The 14,002-nt window shown below is 68.7% G+C and carries 13 protein-coding genes; 5 read left to right on the top strand and 8 right to left on the bottom strand.

Annotated features, from left to right (window positions below):
* Nucleotides 1–5 precede the first annotated feature (5 nt).
* Nucleotides 6–3,716, bottom strand: coding sequence for a SpoIIE family protein phosphatase (locus tag DAT37_RS22270; RefSeq protein WP_232839976.1), 3,711 nt, complete (start codon nt 3,714–3,716; stop codon nt 6–8).
* A 204-nt stretch (nt 3,717–3,920) separates the two neighbouring features.
* Between DAT37_RS22270 and DAT37_RS22275 the strand changes: the two genes are divergently transcribed.
* A complete protein-coding gene (locus tag DAT37_RS22275; RefSeq protein WP_157978621.1) occupies nt 3,921–4,220 on the top strand; it encodes an ANTAR domain-containing protein in 300 nt (99 codons plus the stop codon).
* Between the two features lie 48 nt (nt 4,221–4,268).
* On the opposite strand, the gene DAT37_RS22280 is transcribed toward DAT37_RS22275, so the two are convergent.
* Nucleotides 4,269–4,709: a response regulator gene (locus tag DAT37_RS22280; RefSeq protein WP_109526770.1), complete on the bottom strand. Its 441-nt coding sequence runs from the start codon at nt 4,707–4,709 to the stop codon at nt 4,269–4,271.
* A 150-nt stretch (nt 4,710–4,859) separates the two neighbouring features.
* Nucleotides 4,860–6,101 carry an amidohydrolase gene (locus tag DAT37_RS22285; RefSeq protein WP_109526771.1) on the bottom strand — a complete coding sequence of 414 codons (1,242 nt, stop codon included), beginning with the start codon at nt 6,099–6,101 and terminating at the stop codon, nt 4,860–4,862.
* Between the two features lie 235 nt (nt 6,102–6,336).
* On the opposite strand from DAT37_RS22285, the gene DAT37_RS22290 reads away from it, so the two are divergent.
* Nucleotides 6,337–7,035 carry a hypothetical protein gene (locus tag DAT37_RS22290; RefSeq protein WP_109526772.1) on the top strand — a complete coding sequence of 233 codons (699 nt, stop codon included), beginning with the start codon at nt 6,337–6,339 and terminating at the stop codon, nt 7,033–7,035.
* A gap of 16 nt (nt 7,036–7,051) precedes the next feature.
* Here DAT37_RS22290 and DAT37_RS22295 read toward each other — a convergent pair whose 3' ends face one another.
* Together DAT37_RS22295 and DAT37_RS22300 are read right to left on the bottom strand one after the other, a co-directional pair.
* On the bottom strand, nt 7,052–7,870 hold the full coding sequence (locus tag DAT37_RS22295) for an ABC transporter permease (RefSeq protein ID WP_109526773.1): 819 nt from the start codon (nt 7,868–7,870) through the stop codon (nt 7,052–7,054).
* Entirely contained in the window at nt 7,867–8,829 is a 963-nt protein-coding gene (locus tag DAT37_RS22300; protein WP_109527325.1) for an ATP-binding cassette domain-containing protein, read from the bottom strand. Before DAT37_RS22300 ends, DAT37_RS22295 begins: the two co-directional genes overlap by 4 nt.
* A 91-nt stretch (nt 8,830–8,920) precedes the next feature.
* On the opposite strand from DAT37_RS22300, the gene DAT37_RS22305 reads away from it, so the two are divergent.
* The 3 genes from DAT37_RS22305 to DAT37_RS46085 all read left to right on the top strand — a co-directional run bounded on the left by DAT37_RS22305 (nt 8,921) and on the right by DAT37_RS46085 (nt 12,642).
* The gene (locus tag DAT37_RS22305; protein ID WP_109526774.1) at nt 8,921–9,691 is read left to right on the top strand and encodes a TetR/AcrR family transcriptional regulator; all 771 of its coding nucleotides are present in this window, start codon (nt 8,921–8,923) and stop codon (nt 9,689–9,691) included.
* A gap of 159 nt (nt 9,692–9,850) precedes the next feature.
* The gene (locus DAT37_RS22310) at nt 9,851–10,729 is read left to right on the top strand and encodes a TIGR03854 family LLM class F420-dependent oxidoreductase (protein WP_109526775.1); all 879 of its coding nucleotides are present in this window, start codon (nt 9,851–9,853) and stop codon (nt 10,727–10,729) included.
* Nucleotides 10,730–10,917: 188 nt separating this feature from the next.
* On the top strand, nt 10,918–12,642 hold the full coding sequence (locus tag DAT37_RS46085) for a protein kinase domain-containing protein (RefSeq protein WP_157978622.1): 1,725 nt from the start codon (nt 10,918–10,920) through the stop codon (nt 12,640–12,642).
* A gap of 209 nt (nt 12,643–12,851) precedes the next feature.
* Here DAT37_RS46085 and DAT37_RS22320 read toward each other — a convergent pair whose 3' ends face one another.
* The 3 genes from DAT37_RS22320 to DAT37_RS22325 form a co-directional block, all read right to left on the bottom strand.
* Nucleotides 12,852–13,250: a hypothetical protein gene (locus DAT37_RS22320; RefSeq protein ID WP_109526777.1), complete on the bottom strand. Its 399-nt coding sequence runs from the start codon at nt 13,248–13,250 to the stop codon at nt 12,852–12,854.
* A gap of 48 nt (nt 13,251–13,298) precedes the next feature.
* The gene (locus DAT37_RS44955; RefSeq protein WP_198654387.1) at nt 13,299–13,454 is read right to left on the bottom strand and encodes a DUF6131 family protein; all 156 of its coding nucleotides are present in this window, start codon (nt 13,452–13,454) and stop codon (nt 13,299–13,301) included.
* 226 nt (nt 13,455–13,680) lie between these two features.
* Nucleotides 13,681–13,896 carry a hypervirulence associated TUDOR domain-containing protein gene (locus tag DAT37_RS22325; RefSeq protein ID WP_109526778.1) on the bottom strand — a complete coding sequence of 72 codons (216 nt, stop codon included), beginning with the start codon at nt 13,894–13,896 and terminating at the stop codon, nt 13,681–13,683.
* Between the last annotated feature and the right edge of the window lie 106 nt (nt 13,897–14,002).

Here is a 14,002-nt window from a genome sequence, read left to right on the forward strand (position 1 = left end):
GCTCGTCAGGGTCGGCGATAGGCGAGCAGGGCGATGTCGTCGTGGTGGTCCTCGACGAACAGGCGGCGCGAGATTTCGTCGACGGTCTGTGCGGGGCTCAGGTGCGCGGCGGCTGTCAGGGCGGAGGCCGCCCGGGCGATTCCGGTGTCGAGGTCTTCGTCGCGGCGTTCGACCAGACCGTCCGTGTAGAGCAGCAGGGTGGCGGCGTCGGGGATGGTGCTCGTGGCTTCGGGGCGTTCACGACCCGCGCGCACCGCCATCGGCAAGGACAGCGCCTGGTCGAGGCGCCGGACCGGCTTCCCGGGTTCGGCCAGCAGGGCGGGGAGGTGTCCGGCGCTGCTGTAGGTGACGGTCCGGGCGTGCGGGTCGATCTTCGCGCAGAAGACGGTGGCGCAATAGGCGCCGGGGAGGTGTTCGACGAAACGGTCCAGTGCGGACAGGACTTTCGCCGGACCGTGGTTTTCCAGCAGGAGTGCTCTGGCGGCGCTGCGAAGTTGTCCCATCGCGGTCGCGGCGGGCAGTCCGTGGCCGACGACGTCGCCGACGACCACGCCGTAGCGTTCGCCCGGTAGCTCGATGACGTCGTACCAGTCGCCGCCGATCTCGAGTGCGGTGCCCGCGGGTTCGTAGCGGGCGGCGAAGCCGTCTGGCAGGTCGTTCGGGCCGAGCAGCGCGCGCTGCAAGGCCAGCGCGATCGTGCGCTGTTCGTCATTGGCTCTGGCCCGTGTCAGCGCCCGTTGCAGGTGGCTGGTCAGTTGCACCATCAGGCCGCGGTCGGCGTCGGTGAAAGGGCGGGGGCGAGCGAACTCGACCCACAGCAGGCCTCGGTCGCCGCCGTCATCGACCGGCGCGCCGACAGCGACCGCCAGCGCGGGGGCGTCGGCGAAATCGGTGAGCGTCCCGGCTTCGGAGAGGACGCACAGATTTCCGGTGCGGACGTATTCGACGGCGCTCGCGGGCGCGGTCGTGCTGCTCGGATGCGGGGGCGAACTCGCGGTGACGGTCACGACGCCCGGTTGCTCGAAGGTCAGCAGTGATACCCGCTCGGCCTGCCAGCATTCGCGCAATTCGGCCAGACCGATCTTCAGAACCTGTGCGCCGATGTCGATTCCGGCGAGCAGTCCGGCCATGCGCGCGACCGCGGCGTCGCGTTCGGCGGACAGATGTCGATCGGTGACATCACGGAGTGTGCCGACCAGCAGGACGGCTCCGCTGCGGTCGTCGCGCAGCGAATCCAGCGAGACGTCGACCCACAGTTTGTGGCCGTTTCGGTGGCGCAGGGGGAGGACGAACCGGCCGCGGCCCTCGTTCTCGACCACCTCGAGCGCCGCTGTCACGAGCGCGAAACCCTCGGGGTCCTGCTCGGCGGTCGGCCACCACGGGTGCGGGACCGGCCAGGGCAATCGCGGTGCCCGATAGCCGAGCATCCGGGTGAACGCGTCATTGATCTCGATGACCGACAGGTCGGCCGACGCGACGAAGAAACCGTCCTGCATCGCGTTGACCAACGCGGTGCGCCACGCGGATTCGTGATTGCGCAAGCGTGCCTGGTCGAGGTTGGAACGGACCCGAGCGAGCAGGTCGGCGGAGGAGAAGGGTTTGGTCAGGTAGTCGTCGGCGCCAGCGGCGAGACCTTCGGCGGCGGCTTCCTCACCGGCCCGGGCGGACAGGAAGATCACCGGCGTGTGGGCGGTCCCCGGGTCGGCACGCAACTCCCGCAACAGGGCCAGTCCGTCCAGGCCGGGCATCATCACATCGGCGAGGACGAGATCGGGGCGCGAGGATCGGGCGCGGCGCAGCGCGTCGTGACCGTCGACGGCGATCACCACCGTGTACTCGGGTCGCAGCAGACCCGACAGGTAGGTGCGCAGGTCGGCGTTGTCCTCGGCGATCAGCACCACATCGGCCGTCGCTGGGGCGGATTCGGAGTCGGCGCCTTCGGCGGATGCGCTCCATTGCAGCGCTTCGGCGACATAGTCGGCGACGACCGAATGGGTCGGCGCGCGCACGGCCGGATCGTCGGTGTGGCGCGCCGGAAAGCGCACCGTGAAGGTCGTGCCGCGGCCCGGATGACTCACCACCTCGGCATCCCCGTCGTGCAGCGCGGCCAGTTCCCGCACGAGCGCCAGACCGATTCCGGAGCCCTCGTGGGATCGACCGGCCGCTCCGCGAACCTGCCGGAACCGTTCGAAGATATGCGGGAGTTCCTCGGCCTCGATACCGACACCGGTGTCGCGCACCTCGAGGACGACCTGGTCATCGCGCAGGCGCACGCCGATTCCGATTTCGCCCGTGAGGGTGAACTTCACCGCGTTCGACAGCAGATTGAGCACGATCCGTTCCCAATGACCCGGATCGACCATGACCGCGCGCAGCTGCTCCGGACAGTCGACGGTGAACCCGAGACCGGCCCGGCGCACCGCGGGGGCGAAGGATTCGGCGATCCCGCGCGTCAGCCCGCCCAGTTCGACCGCCACCGGCTCGAAGGCGAGGTGACCGTCCTCGAGGCGGCTGAAGTCGAGCAGCGTGTCGACCATCCGCCGCAGCCGTCCGGCGTTGCGGCGGATGATCTCGACGCGAGCGCGCTGGACGGCTGCCAGCGGTGCGTCCCGGTCGGCGAGCGCGTCCTGCGCGGGGCCGGTGATCAGGGTCAGCGGCGTGCGCAGTTCGTGGCTGACGCTGGTGAAGAACGTGGTCTTGGCGCGGTCGAGTTCGGCCAGTTCCTCGGCGCGCCGCAATTGCGCGGCTTGCGCGTGCGCGTCGGTGATGGCGGAGCCGAGGTGATCGGCGGCGAGCTCGAGAAATCCGCGATAGGCGTCGTCGAACATCAGATGCGCACTGACACCGGCCAGCAGCACTCCGGTGGGGTGATCCGCGTCGATCGCCAGCGGCAGCGCCACCGCGGTGACGGCCGATCCCGCCGAATTCGACTGTGCCGCCGCACCGGTCGCGGCCCGCCAGATCCACGCGCCCTCACCCTCGGGGCCGATCCGATCGGGGATGAGGCGATCGGGGATGAGGTGGCCCTCGGGGGATTGCGCCCCGAACGAGGCGACGGCGTGCGCGCTGTCGCGCTCGGGGTCCACCAGATACGCGGCCGCGAAGGGCACGTCCTCGCGATATCGGCCGAGCACGTCGATCGCGGCCGCGCAGGCGGTCTCGACATCGACCACCTGCACCGAACGGACCTCACCGAGTTCGCGCAGGACCTGGAGCCGCCTGGTGCCGAGCACCTGCGCGGTGGTTTCGGTGACGACGGTGAACACGCCGCCCACCTCGCGGGCGGCGGTCGGAATCGCGCTGTAGGCGAAGGTGAAATAGACCGTCTCGTCGAAGCCGTGCCGGTCGACCACCAGCGGCAGGTTCTCGTGGTAACTCGATTCCCCGCAGGCCATGACGTTGTCGATCATGACTCCGACCACGGGCCAGGCGTCGGCCCACACCACGGCGCAGGACTGTCCCAGCGCCGGGTGTTTGGCGCCGAGGATCGGGACGAAGGCGTCGTTGTAGATCATCGCCAGGTCCGCGCCCCACATGATCAACATCGGAAAGGGGGAGTTGAGGCATATGCCGACCGCGGTGCGCAGTTCCGCCGACCAGGTCGCGACCGGGCCGAGTCCGCTCGCCGACCAGTCGGTGTCGGCGAGCAGCACGTTGAGGGCGCTGTCGGGAGCCGACGCGAGCATCTCCGGAGGGAATGACGGCCCTTCGGACATCGCAGCCACGACGGCCCACCTCTCATCCCGCGTTCGGCGTGCCCGAGCATCACGGCCCTCGGCTACCCGCGCGTCGAAGCGTAACAACCGCGCCACGCCGGTTCGGCGAGCCTGCGTGGAATCATCGACCATGGGTAGTTCAGTACCCGGGTGGCACACCCATCACCAGTCGGTCGCTTCGCGGCGATGAGCAAAGGCGCACCAGTGAACGAGATCGACGATCCGACCTACTCGGACACGACCGAACCCATCCCGGCCGAGTTCGGCCGTCATGTGATCGAACAGGCCGAAGGCGCGATCATGTTCGTCTACGGTCTCGACGAACCGGCGGCGGCGGCGGTCCTGTCCGCCCGCGCCGCCGACACCGGCCGCACACTCGCCGGGCTCGCGGCCCGTGTGCTCGCCGAACTTCCCGACCGCGCACACCCCGAAGCGATCGAGCACACCCGTGCCCGTCTGGACCGGGTGCTGCTCGCCGCGAATACGGTCACGCACCGGGAATAGCGGCCTGTGCGATGGGCCCCACCCGAAGTGCGGGTAGGGCCCATCGGCTCAGTTGGAGGGCAGCTGGACGACCTGGATGTAGAAGCCGTCGATCTGTTTGATCGCGTCCATGAACTGATCGAGATCGACCGGTTTGGTGACGAAGGCGTTGGCGTGCAGCCGGTAGCTGGACAGGATGTCTTCCTCGGCGCTCGAGGTGGTGAGCATGACCACCGGGATCGCGGCCAGGTCCGGATCGGTCTTGATCTGTTCCAGGACCTGGCGGCCGTTGTACTTGGGCAGGTTCAGATCCAACAGGATCAGGTCCGGGCGCGGCGCCTGGTCCCACGCGCCGCGCCGGTAGAGGAAATCGAGTGCTTCCTCGCCGTCACGAGCCACGTGCAAGGTGTTGCCGAGGGTGTGGGTCTCGAACGCCTCGCGGGTGATCAGCTCGTCGCCGGGATCGTCTTCGACCAGTAGCACATCGATGATTCGACTCGGGTCACGCATCAGGTGGTGTCCTTCCGGGGTTCACCGCCGAAGCGGAGCGGTACTACCCCGGCCCATACGGACTTTTTCGAGGTCGACCCCCTCAGTCAACCAGACCGAGATCACAACTTCGCCGCGTGCGGCGATTCGGGATTCCCGCCTGCCCCTCGATCACCGGTGGGGCAACCATGTTCTGGCGGCGGATACCAACGCGCGCACGCCGATCGACAGCGTCGGCTCGATGACGGGGGCATACCGGGGTGAATGATTCGACGGCACGGTGAGCAGCGCGGGGTCGGTTATATCTCCCGTGGTGAACAGCGACGGATCCGCGCCGCCGAGCAACCAATAGGCCAGTGCGGCACCGGATTCGGTGGCGAGGATGCCGACGTCCTCGCTCCCCGCGCCCGCTCCCGGATCGAGGATGTCGTCCGGGCCGAGCCAACTCGCGAAAGCCGCGAGACTTCTGCTCAGTGCTTCCGGGTCGTTGGCGACGACGGGGAAACGTTCGATCTCGGTGATCGTCGGTTCTTCGGGCGCGCCCGCGGTGGCCGCTTCGCCGCGCACGATGCGTTCCACGCTGTCCAGGACGCGACGGCGCACAGCGGTGTCGTAGCTGCGGATGTTCAACCGGATCTCGGCGTGACCGGGAATCACGTTCGCCGCGTCGCCCGCGTGTATCGCTCCGACGGTGAGTACCGCCGTCGCGGTGCTCGGGATCTCCCTGGAGATGACGGTTTGCAGGCGAAGAACCGTCGCGGCGGCCAGTACGACGGGATCCACCGACGCTTCCGGCATCGATCCGTGCGCGCCCCTGCCGACGAGCCGCACGCGCAGCGAATCCGACCCCGCGTACGACGGGCCGGGATGCCCGCCGATCTTGCCCGCGGGCAGGGGAGCCACATGCTGACCGAGGACGACATCGGGTTTCGGAAACCTGTCGAACAGGCCGTCGTCGACCATGGCCCGCGCGCCCTCGCCGAGTTCCTCGGCGGGCTGGAAGGCGAGCAGGACGGTGCCGGTCCAACCGGAGGCGTCGGAGGCGAGGATGCGTGCCGCGCCGAGCAGACAGGTGACGTGCAGGTCGTGTCCGCACGCGTGCGCGACGGGCACCGTGTCGCCGTCCTCGTTCGTGGCCGTGGCGGTGCTGGCGTAGTCGAGCCCGGTGTCCTCGCGGAGGGGAAGCGCGTCCATATCGGCCCGGAGCAGGACGGTCGGACCCGTGCCGTTCTTCAGGACGCCGACGACCCCGGTCTTCCCTATCCCGGTGGTGACCTCGAACCCCGAGGCCCGTATCCGCTCCGCGACGATCGAGGCGGTGCGGTGCTCCTGGAATCCGAGCTCCGGGTGTCGGTGGAGGTCCTTGTACACGTCGACGAGTGTCGGATCGATCGCGATGCCGGATTCGGTCATGGGAATTCCTTCGATGTCGTCTTCTGCCGGGCAGATGACCCATCCATCAGGTCTTTCCGTGGAGCTGGCTACGCGGAAACGCACCATGATTCTTCCACGCTCGCCTACGCCCGGGGACATTTCTCGGACACGGCACCGACCGGCCCCCGAGCAGTCGCTCGTCGCACGGTTTCGGATCCCGGTGGAGGGTCCGCCTTGCTGAAACCCCTCGAACGCCGACCTGCATGATGGGCGCATGCTTCCCACCGACGACTTGGTCCAGGCCGCCCGCCGCCCAGCCGTGATCGACACGCCTCTCGGCCTCGTCGAATTCTCCGTCTCCCTCGGATCGGAAGTTCTGCCCGTGGTGCCGAATGCGGTGTGGCGCTTGCCGAATGGCGCGCATCTGCACCGGTGGCAGCGTTCGGACGCGGCGGTCGACCTGCTGATCGGAAGTATCGACGCACCGCCGTGGGACGGTAGCGAACCGATTCCGATGTGGGCCGGGATCTGGCAGGTGCGGGCGACCGCGGAGGTGTCGGGACTGGTCTTCTCCGCCGAACTGACCGACCTGCCCGCCGACGCGTGCGGCGGGCCCGACCCCGGCGAATGTCTCGCGGCCGTGAGTGTCGAGAACGAGCATTTCATGGTGTCGATCGGCGGCCCGGATTCCGAACTGCTCGCCATGCAGGCCGCCGACGGTCGACTCGTCCCCTCCGGCTGGGCGCGCCTGCTGCCGACCGACGTGGACGACACCATCACCGAATACGGTGTGCGATACGCGGATCCGGCCCGCGTGGCCTGGCATCTGCCCGGCCTCGCCGCCGCGGAGGTGGCCCGATTGTGCATCGCGACCGCGTGGTGTCCCCGCGACGACGACCGACCGGCGGCCTGGTTCGCGGTCGACATCCCGCTCGACACCGCCTACTACCAATTGACCGCCGGTCCGACCTGAACGCTTCCCGGCGGAGTCAGCGGCTCAGACGCTGGAACCGGCGCACCGCGAGCGGCAGGAAGAGCGCGGTGATCAGCAACGGCCACACCGCCGCCATCAGCAGCGCGTGCTGTTCCACCCACGAATCCGCGCTGCCCACCGGTGTTCCGAAGAGTTCGCGGCAGGCCGCGACGGTGGAGGAGATCGGATTCCACGCCGCGACGAAGCCGAGCCAGTCCGGCATCAGCTGTGGTGCGACGAAGATGCTGGAAATCATGGTCAGCGGGAACGCGACCGCGAAAAGGCCGCCCGCGGCCTCGGGATTCGGTACCAGCAGTCCGAGCCAGACGCCGACCCAGATCAGCGCGAACCGCAGCCACAGCAGGAGGCCGAACGACGCGACGGCGCCCAGGATTCCACCGTCGGGCCGCCATCCGATCACCAGCGCGGTGAGCATCAGGATGGCCAGTTCGGCACAGGCCACCAGCAGATCGGTGACCCCGCGTCCGGACACCACCGCCGAGGACGCCATCGGCATCGAGCGGAAGCGGTCGATCACACCGTTGGTGGCGTCGTAGACGACCACCGTCGCGGTGTTGATGAACCCGAACGCCATCGTCATCGCGAACATGCCCGGCATCAGGAAATCCCGGTAGTCGCCACCGCCCGGCACGGTCATCGCGCTGCCGAAGACGTAGCCGTACAGCAGGACGGACAGGATCGGGAAACCGAGCTGCCAGGCGATGTTCACCGGCTGACGCTGGTAGTGGGTCAGGCCCCGGCGCACGATATTCCAGCAGTCGGCCACGGCCCAGTACGCCCGCGAGCGACGGCGCACGGTTTCGGCGGTGCTCATCGGAGGGCCTCCTCGACGGTGGTGCGGTGCCCGGTCAATTGCAGGAAGACGTCATCGAGACTCGGCCTGCGCACACCGATGTCCTCGACGGCGATCCCCGCGTCCTGGAGGGTGCGGGCGACTTCGGTGAGCGCGGCGATCCGATCGACGACGGGCGCGTGGACGCGCCGTTCGACCTCGTCGGTCTCGGGTTCGCCGTCGCTGACCCGCTCGATCACCGCGGCGACGGCGGGCAGATCGGCCACCTCCGTGACGATCACCTCGATGAGGTCGCCGCCGATCGTCTTCTTCAGTCCGTCGGGGGTGTCGTCGGCGATCGCCCGTCCCTGATCGATGACGGTGACGCGGGAGGCGAGCCGGTCGGCCTCCTCCAGATACTGGGTGGTCAGCAGCACGGTGGTGCCGTCGGCCACCAGGGCGCGCACCGCGTCCCAGACTTCCCCGCGGCCGCGCGGATCCAGGCCGGTGGTGGGTTCGTCGAGGAACAGCACATCCGGGGCGAGAATCATCGAGGCGGCCAGATCGAGCCTGCGCCGCATACCGCCGCTGTACTCGCCGACGCCCTTGTCGGCGGCGGCGGCGAGATCGAAACGTTCGAGCAGTTCGGTCGCGCGTCGCCGGGCCCGGCGGCCGCCGAGATGGAAGAGCCTGCCGAACATCTCGAGATTCTGACGGCCGGTGAGCACCTCGTCCACCGCGGCGTACTGGCCGGTGAGCCCGATGCGAGCACGCACCTCGTGCGGTCGGCGCGCGATATCGAGTCCGGCCACCATCGCCTGTCCGCCGTCCGGGCGGATCAAGGTGGACAGTATTCGCACCGCCGTGGTCTTCCCCGCGCCGTTCGGTCCGAGCAGGCCGTGCACCGTACCGCGGCGCACGACCAGATCGAAGCCGTCCAGGGCGCGTTTGTCTCCGTATCTCTTCTCCAGACCTTCGGCCCGGACCGCGTAGTCGTCCATCTGATCCTCCCGTTCGAGCATGAACTGGGTACATCGTACTCTCAAACGAGTACAACGTACCCAGTTCTTCTCGGCGGTTAGGCTGACGACCATGACGGGTACCGAGACCAGTGGAAGCGGTGATATCGCCCGTACCCTGGATCTGCTGTGGCACGGTGGCCCTCGTCCCAGTCGCGGTCCCAAACCGGGTCTCACCCTCGATCGCATCGTCGAAGCGGCGATCCGGGTCGCCGATGCCGAGGGGCTGGCCGCGGTGACCATGCGAAGGGTCGCCACCGAACTCGGCACCGGCACCATGTCGCTGTACCGCTATCTCCCCGGCAAGGCCGAACTCCTGGATCTGATGCTCGACCGCGTGCAGCGCCCGTCCGGCACGGCGCAGGAGGACATCGGCTGGCGCGCCGCACTCGAGCACCTCGCCCACGCGACGCTGGCGCTGCTGCGCGAGCACCCCTGGCTGCTCCACGTTAACCAGTCCCGGCCGGTGCTGGGGCCGAGCGCGATCGAGGGGATGGAAGTGGTGCTCACCCAGATCCGGCCCATGGGTCTCACCGACGCGGAGTTGGTGTCGGCGGTCGTCATGATCGACGGCTACGTATTCGGCGCCGCGCGCACCCAACTGCATTCCGAGCAGGCGGAAAGGGCCACGGGCCTGACCGACGCCGAATTCTGGGAAGCCCAACTGCCGGTCCTCGAGGAGGCGCTCGCCACCGGGCGTTACCCGGTGATGGCCGGACTCGCCGAGGACGCCTTCGGGCTGGACGTCGACCACTTCGGATTCGGTCTCGAGCGCATCCTCGACGGTCTGGAAGTTCTCGTCGCCCGTCGCGCGCAGGCGGGGCGGGAACGGCAGGTTCGGTAGCGTCATCGAATACCGTTGTGGGGCAGTGGCATCCGATCGGACGGAATTCGGTGGAAATGACGGCGGCTCGGGATGCGTTGTCCGCAAGTGCACGGCTGTGCGGGCCGGACCTCGGATCGCATTCGGCGAGCCGGGACGACCGCTCGGGAGGAGAACTCGGTGAAGATTCGATTCGGGGTCGGTACCGGCGCGGACGCCGACCCGGAGGCGCTGCCCGAACTCGTCGACCGGCTCGAAGCCGCGGGCGTCGATTCGCTGTGGTTCTCCGAACTGGTCTACTCCCAGGCCGTCGATCCGGTGGTCGGGATGGCGTTCGCGTTGTCGCGGACCACCCGGTTGAAAGTCGGCACCTCGGTGGCGATCCTGCCCGGCCGCCATCCCGTGCTGGTCGCCAAACAGTTGGCGTCACTGTCGGCGCTCGCGCCCAAGCGGGTGCTACCGGTGTTCGGGTTGCAGCCCGCAGGTGGCAACGAACGAGACCTCTTCCCGGTGCCGGGCCGGCGCGGCGCGGTCTTCGACGAATCGTTGCGCCTGCTGCGCGCGGTGTTGCGCGCCGACGACGTGGATTTCGACGGCGACTACTTCTCGGTGCGCGGAGCCGGAGTGGGGCGACGTTCCGCGCGCCCGCTCGATATCTGGCTCGGCGGCCGGGTACCCGCGGCCTTTCGCCGCATCGGCCGCTACGGCGACGGCTGGTTGGGCAGTTTCCTGACGCCCGAGGAAGCCGCGGCCGGGGTGGCGGCGATCAACGCGGAGGCGGCCGAGGCGGGACGCGAGATCGAAGCCGATCACTTCGGAATCACCGTATTGGTGGCCGAGGACGGTGTCCCCGCGCCAGTGGCGGCGCGAATCGGGCGGCAGCGCCCCGGCGTTGACCCGGCCGATCTGATCGCGGGCAGTTGGCCGGAGCTGCATCGGCTGATCGACGGCTATCTCGCGGCCGGGCTCAGCAAATTCGTGGTGGTACCCGCGGGTGGGAAGCCGATGGACGGTTTCGTCGATCGCTTCGTCGCCGAGCTGGTGCCACGCCAGAACTGACCGTTCGCGTCGGGAGCTCGGCCCGCTGTCGAGGTCCCGGTCGTGGGCGTTCGTCTGATTCCGCGACGCCGAAGCGCCCGGCTGCGAAATGATCGGACCACCGTGGCGGAACAATATCGAGCCGCGTGGTAGCGGCAGAGATTTCGGGTAACTCTTCCCGGGTGGAGAGGCAGGCGGGAGATTCGCAGATGGACGATATGTGGTTCGGTCACTATCGCCTGGAACGTCTGCTCGGTAGCGGGGGCACCGGCCGGGTCTGGTCGGCGCGCGACACCCGCACCGATAGGGACGTGGCCCTGAAGGTGCTCACCGCCGAGGTCGGGGCCGACCCCGCGTACCGGCAGCGCTTCACCAGGGAGGCACGCCTGGCCGCGCAGTTGCGCGGTCCGCACACCGTGCCGATTCACGGCTTCGGCGAACTGGACGGGCGGCTCTATCTGGACATGGCGCTCATCGAGGGAGTCGACGGGGCCGAACTGCTGCGCCGCGAGGGGCGGCTCGCTCCCGACGCCGCCGTCCGGATCGTCACGCAGGCCGCCGTCGCCTTGGACGCCGCGCATCGGATCGGACTGGTGCATCGCGACGTCAAACCGTCGAATCTGATGGTGACATCGACCGGGTTCGTGTACCTGATCGATTTCGGCACGGCGGTCAGCGCGGGCCAACGCCCGATCACGGCCACCGGCCAGATGGTCGGCACGCTCGGATACGTGGCGCCGGAACGCTTCGGCGGCACCGCCGACGCTCGCTCGGATCAGTACTCACTGGCGTGCGTACTCTACGAACTACTTACCCGCCGAAGGCCTTTCGGTGACGGTGACGCGCCGCAGCAGGTGTGCGCGCACCTGATGTCGACCCCGCCGATGGCGAGCGACCTGGTCGCCGCCGTGCCCCCGGAGTTGGACGCGGTGATCGCCCGCGCCATGGCCAAGGAGCCGGGTGACCGCTGGTCCACGGCGGGGGAATTCGCGGCCGCGGCCCACGCCGCGGTGACGGGGCGGGATCTGCCGACCGTGGAGATCGGGCCGGTGAGCGTTCCGGGGCCCGCGATAGCGACGATCGGTATGCCTGCGGCCGACACAGCCCGTACGCCGGGACCCGTGATCGCGACGGTCGGCAGGCAGGCATTCCCTATGCCGGGGCCTGCGACGATCGGTGCGTCGACGGTGAGCACAGCTCGTCTGTCGGGATCGGCGATCGCGACGATCGGTGCGCCGACAGCGGGCACAGCCTGTGCGCCGGGTCACGCGCCTGCGACGATCGGTGCGCCGACAGCGGCCACGACCCGTGTGCCGGGCCCTGCGATCGCGACGGTCGGTAGCCAGAAGGACGGCACATCCCCTGTGCCGGGGCCGCCGGGCACGACGATCGACATGCCGGCCGCCGCCGCAGCTCGTCTGCCAGGGCCCGCGACATCTATCGGCGTCATCGGGGTCGAGGCCGCCCGAACGCACCCATCCGGTCCGTCGAACCGGCGGGCACGCTCGGCCGCCGCGGTATTGGCCGCTCTTTTCGCGGTGATCGGCGGCGCGCTCTGGCTCGGCACGCCCGGCGCCGGTGAGCCACACTCCGCCACCCCGACAACCCGGCCCGATGTCACCGTGGGGCCGCCGACCGCGGCACCGATCGCCGCGCCGCCGATCGCGCTCACTCCGGTGGCGGGACGGCCGTGTGACCCGGCTGTGCAGGGCACCGGATTCGACCGGGACGGAGTAGCGCTGCGCTGCACAGACTTCGGCGGTACCGCGACTTGGGCGTCGCCGGTGCCGCAGACCGTTCAGGCCGGACCGGCGCCCGACGACGACGTCGACGGCCCTCCCGGGCAGGGGAACGGCTCGGGTCAAGGCAATTCGGGCCATGGAAATCCTGGCCACGGCAACGGCAAGGACAAGCCGGGCAAACCGAAAAAATAGCGTCGGCACCGTCTGACCTCACGACGTGCATGACGTGCTCGGGCGTCGCGCGAACTCGGTGAAATCCACTCGGCACAGGCGTTCGATCGGCGACGCGCCGGGCGGTTGCCGAGCAGAGGTGTTTCGAATCGACTCGCCGCACGTGCGGTGCTCGGCTTGCGCATGCGTAACCTGGCGGCCGCACCTTGCCGGTGAGGCGTTCGGGTGCGCTACGTCGTGCGATGTCTGCCGGTCGAATGGTCCGCCTCGTCGACGGTCTCGGATGTCGGGTCGAGTTTGTCGGCGTATTCGCGTTTCCGGTCCAGCTCGTCACGCGAGGACGTCGCCGCGCTGCGGTGTTCGGACGCTCGCTGTTCCAATCCGGCGGCACGGGCGGCTTGAGCGTCGGCCTGCGCGGCGGCCGCACGCGCCTCGGCGGCGGTCTCGTCGGCGATCGCTTCACGCTGACGGACCTGCCGGGACTCCGCGACGGTTTCGGCGCGGATCTGCTCGGCTTCGGCACGGCGCTGTTGGAGGCGTCTGCGTTGCAGTGCCCATCCCAGTGCTGCCAGGAGCAGGACTGCGACGATCACGATGACGATGATCCAAACGATGGTGCTCGTGGCCATCTTCGACTCCTCGGAGTTCGGTCGCGGCCGCTCGTGGCCGCCGACCGGTCAGTAATAGTGGCGGCGGCCGCCGACGGCGCGACCCATCGATCCCAAGAGCAGCAGCACCAGGCCGATGACCAGGACGACGAGGCCGATGGTCCACAGGATCGGAATGTCGAGGAAGAACCCGAGCAGGAGCAGGATGATTCCGATAATGATCATGGTGACTTCTTGTATCTAGATGGGTGGCCCGGAAATGCGAGCCCTGGGTGAGCGCCGGTGACAAAGAGATGTCCTCGAACTCGGCGCGCGCATATTCGCTGTCGCCCGTGATCCGGTCGCCGGACCGGATGCCATTGTCTATGGCGTGTGACCAGCGACTTTCATGGGTAGACCCTCAGTCAACTCCGCTGGATGCGCGGCTGTCAACGTCATCGCTGTCGGGTATTCAGTCGTCGTGTCGGCGGAGCGCTGAGGGTTTGTGTACCGCATCGCGCCCGCTTTTCGCGCTGCGCACTCGGTACTGCGGTTCGTCCTCGGACGCCCGCACCGTTCGCCCGGCGGCCTCGGTATCGGAGGTGATCACTTCTTCCACCTCTCCCTCGGCTGTGCTGCCATGGCTGTTCCATTCGACTTCGTCGCCTGGGCGCAACGATCGTTTCATGGCGGGCTCCTGATTCGTCTCGGATACGGACGCTCTACCCGGCTGACGAGATCGGAAACCGAAAGTTTGCTGGGTCGGGGAATGTGACAACCGCCGACCGCCCGCG

Source organism: Nocardia aurea, assembly GCF_003123685.1.
Lineage (GTDB): Bacteria > Actinomycetota > Actinomycetes > Mycobacteriales > Mycobacteriaceae > Nocardia > Nocardia aurea.

Bases quoted from the DNA above. Each gene is read 5' to 3' on its own strand.
- DAT37_RS22270 (WP_232839976.1), bottom strand. From the start codon at position 3,716: ATGTCCGAAGGGCCGTCATTCCCTCCGGAGATGCTCGCGTCGGCTCCC.
- DAT37_RS22280 (WP_109526770.1), bottom strand. From the start codon at position 4,709: ATGCGTGACCCGAGTCGAATCATCGATGTGCTACTGGTCGAAGACGAT.
- DAT37_RS22285 (WP_109526771.1), bottom strand. From the start codon at position 6,101: ATGACCGAATCCGGCATCGCGATCGATCCGACACTCGTCGACGTGTAC.
- DAT37_RS22290 (WP_109526772.1), top strand. From the start codon at position 6,337: ATGCTTCCCACCGACGACTTGGTCCAGGCCGCCCGCCGCCCAGCCGTG.
- DAT37_RS22295 (WP_109526773.1), bottom strand. From the start codon at position 7,870: ATGAGCACCGCCGAAACCGTGCGCCGTCGCTCGCGGGCGTACTGGGCC.
- DAT37_RS22300 (WP_109527325.1), bottom strand. From the start codon at position 8,829: ATGGACGACTACGCGGTCCGGGCCGAAGGTCTGGAGAAGAGATACGGA.
- DAT37_RS22305 (WP_109526774.1), top strand. From the start codon at position 8,921: ATGACGGGTACCGAGACCAGTGGAAGCGGTGATATCGCCCGTACCCTG.
- DAT37_RS46085 (WP_157978622.1), top strand. From the start codon at position 10,918: ATGGACGATATGTGGTTCGGTCACTATCGCCTGGAACGTCTGCTCGGT.
- DAT37_RS22320 (WP_109526777.1), bottom strand. From the start codon at position 13,250: ATGGCCACGAGCACCATCGTTTGGATCATCGTCATCGTGATCGTCGCA.
- DAT37_RS44955 (WP_198654387.1), bottom strand. From the start codon at position 13,454: ATGATCATTATCGGAATCATCCTGCTCCTGCTCGGGTTCTTCCTCGAC.
- DAT37_RS22325 (WP_109526778.1), bottom strand. From the start codon at position 13,896: ATGAAACGATCGTTGCGCCCAGGCGACGAAGTCGAATGGAACAGCCAT.